2 protein-coding genes and 2 pseudogenes are annotated in these 2,936 nt (G+C 36.7%); 2 read left to right on the top strand and 2 right to left on the bottom strand.

The features are described 5' to 3' along the window. Positions 1-263 (top strand): annotated as a pseudogene (locus VIH09_RS09680) (hypothetical protein); the annotation flags it as partial. A 77-nt stretch (positions 264-340) separates the two neighbouring features. Here VIH09_RS09680 and VIH09_RS09675 read toward each other — a convergent pair. Further along, positions 341-1,228 (bottom strand): annotated as a pseudogene (locus tag VIH09_RS09675) (hypothetical protein); the annotation flags it as partial. 67 nt (positions 1,229-1,295) lie between these two features. Further along, complete coding sequence (locus tag VIH09_RS09670; RefSeq protein WP_331580373.1) at positions 1,296-2,321, bottom strand: 2-hydroxyacid dehydrogenase; 1,026 nt, start codon at positions 2,319-2,321, stop codon at positions 1,296-1,298. Between the two features lie 261 nt (positions 2,322-2,582). Between VIH09_RS09670 and VIH09_RS09665 the strand changes: the two genes are divergently transcribed. Next, positions 2,583-2,936: sigma-70 family RNA polymerase sigma factor (locus VIH09_RS09665; protein WP_331580371.1), on the top strand; the 354-nt coding region annotated here is incomplete at its 3' end.

Below are 2,936 nucleotides of genomic sequence, written 5' to 3'. Positions count from 1 at the left end.
AGGAATTACAACATTTGATGCATACAAATGTCAGTATTGTCCGTTATGAAACTGATTTAGTGACAGCCTTAGAGCAACTTACATTATGGCAATATGAAATAGAATTAATTAAGCGGAATTTCCAAATAAACACTGCCATTTGTGAATTGAACAATATGATTACCATCGGAATACTTATTGTTAAACAGTCCATTAGCAGAACGGAAAACTGTGGTGGTTTTATGAAATATAAATCTTTTGAAATTGAAGAATATTCCAATTGAAAAAGATTTGTTGTTATTTCAGGACAGCACGTAGAATAAAAAAAGCGGCTTGAAATTTCAAGCCGCTTTTTTTTTATTTACGCCGCATCCAATTCTGGAATTTTGATATTTGACAATTCCTCCTTGTAAAAATGCAGCAAGTATTGAATTTTTTCGTTTTCGGCAGAAATAGCTGGTAAAAACAAGGATTGGTAATATCCAATTCCTTCTCCCAAATTATTCTTGAATGAATTCCATTTTTTGACTTGACCAGCTGTTATCTCGGCAGAAACGGTTGCGAGTTCATTCTTTAAATAATCCAGATACATTTTCAATTCCTTAACAAACATGTTTGGACGGTTCGTTTCAGTTAGGACTGAATCGTTTCCATAGATATGTTACACCATTTTTGAGAGTGGCACTTCCTGATCAAAATAAGCCATATTCGGTCCTGGAAAGATAACAACCCCTTGAGCCTGCCCTTTAATTTTAATGTCATTTTCTAGATAGGAAGCATTTGCCAAACCTACACAAAGACAAGATTTTTCGGTGATTTTTTTTTTTGCATTCTCGAAAGTTTCGGCTGAAAGCGTATCTCTTTTTGCGTCTAATTCCTCCAGCTTTACGTCCTGGTATTTTTTAGAAGCGGCGCAAATTCCCTTCGGGCCAAATTCTTTGCTCAACGCCAAAAACTTTTTCGGACAAGAGCTCCCAACATTGCTTTCATGTATCCGTTTTTGCTTGAGCATCTCATTTGTTGTGCCTCTCAGTGTGTTAAAGGGGATTCCCAACGGGGAAATATGACTCAAATACAAATCCTCTTCTTTGGCTTTCGCCAATAATTTTCGTGTGGCCTCATCGACAGAAGTGGCTTCCGGAACCAATAAAAATGGAGTACCCCAACCCACGGAATCAACTTCATAATAGTCCAGTAAGAAGTCATGCTCTTCGGCAGTCCCTACTCCGCCTTGAACAGTAATTTTAATAAAATTATATATTAAAGAAAAGGAGCTTCAATTGAAGCTCCTTTTCTTATACAAATTACCCAAAAAACTACGCAAGTTGTGCCGACTTATTTTCGATACTCTTTTTTTGTATCAAATCTTCAATATTATGTAACGTCACCAAGGAAATTTGAGTCAGGGCTTCCTCCGTAAAAAACGCCTGATGAGCCGTAACCAAAACATTAGGGAAACTCATCAATCGCTGAATGACATCGTCCTTAATTATATCGCCAGATAAATCCTTGAAAAACAGATTTTCTTCCTGTTCGTACACATCAATTCCCAGATACCCCACTTTTTCATCCTTCAAAGCGTCTATAACACTCGAAGTTTCTATTAATCCCCCTCGGCTGGTGTTAATAATCATCACATTTTTTTTCATTACTGAAAGCGTCTCGACATTTATAATATGCTTCGTGTTTTCATTCAACGGACAGTGTAAAGAAATCGTGTCCGATTCTTTAAAGAGGGTATTCAAATCAGTATATACAACACCTATGCGCTCCAACTGTGAATCTATCACCACGTCAAAAGCTAGGACTTTACACCCAAACCCCATTGCAATTTTCGCAAAGGCTTTGCCTATATTTCCTGTACCAATGACACCTATAGTTTTGCCAAACAAGTCAAAACCTAAGAGTCCGTTTAGAGAGAAATTCTGCTCCCGAACTCTATTGTAAGCCTTATGGGTTTTTCTATTCAAAGTCAAAATCATAGCCATTGCGTGCTCCGCAACAGCATGAGGAGAATAAGCGGGAACGCGGCAAATTCGGATATTATGTTTTTTGGCTGCCTCAAGGTCAACATTGTTAAAACCCGCACATCGCAAAGCGATAATTTCAACCTTTTTAGCCGCCAATTCTGCAATAACTGCAGCATTGACACAATCATTCACAAAGACGCAAACAATCGAAGAATTATTTATCAATTGAACGGTCTTCAAATTGAGTTGCATATCAAAAAAATCAAACTGAAAACCAAAATCCTCATTGTACTTTTCAAAAAAAATCTTGTCGTAAGCTTGAGTTGAAAAAAAAGAAATTTTGTGGGCTGTATTGGGTTTTACTGTATTCATAACGAAGAATTGATTCGGTTAAAATGAATAAAGATAGTCTATATAGATTGTTTTCATCAAAGTTTAATACGTTAACTGTTAATTGAAATTTACATAAAAGGCACTACGACTGAAGTCCCTTTTTAGTCATCTAAAACCCATACTCCAATGCAAATCATAAACTCCTATTAAAAAAGTCATGTGCTTTAAAAACTTTTCAAAAAAAATACGGTTTCGCCTGTAATAATATTGAACTTTAGCCACTAATTAAGAAAAACAATAGTGAGCAGCGATTTTTACACCACATTCATTTTGCCCTATTCGGGAATCATCATCAAGATCTGCAGGGCTTATACGAATACCCAAGAGCATTTTGAGGATTACTACCAGGAGGTCTGCCTACAGATTTGGAGAAGCCACGACAGTTTTCAAGAAAAGTCGGAATGGTCATCCTGGGTTTACAGAATATCATTGAATGTATGTTTGACTTTACTGAAGCAAAAAAAGAAACATCATTTTGTTTCTGATTCTTTGCCTGACGAGGCAATTGAGTACAGCCGCTCTTTTCCAGATGAATCACTTAACCAACTTTATCAGGCAATCAGACAGTTATCTGATGTGGACAGGGCGGTCATT

The sequence above is a fragment of the Flavobacterium sp. genome (genome assembly GCF_036515215.1).
GTDB lineage: Bacteria > Bacteroidota > Bacteroidia > Flavobacteriales > Flavobacteriaceae > Flavobacterium.
Note: the sequence above shows the minus strand (reverse complement) of the source record. Positions and strands in the feature narration are given on the sequence as shown.

Coding starts and splice junctions, on each gene's coding strand:
- VIH09_RS09670 (WP_331580373.1), bottom strand. CDS start 2,321: ATGAATACAGTAAAACCCAATACAGCCCACAAAATTTCTTTTTTTTCA.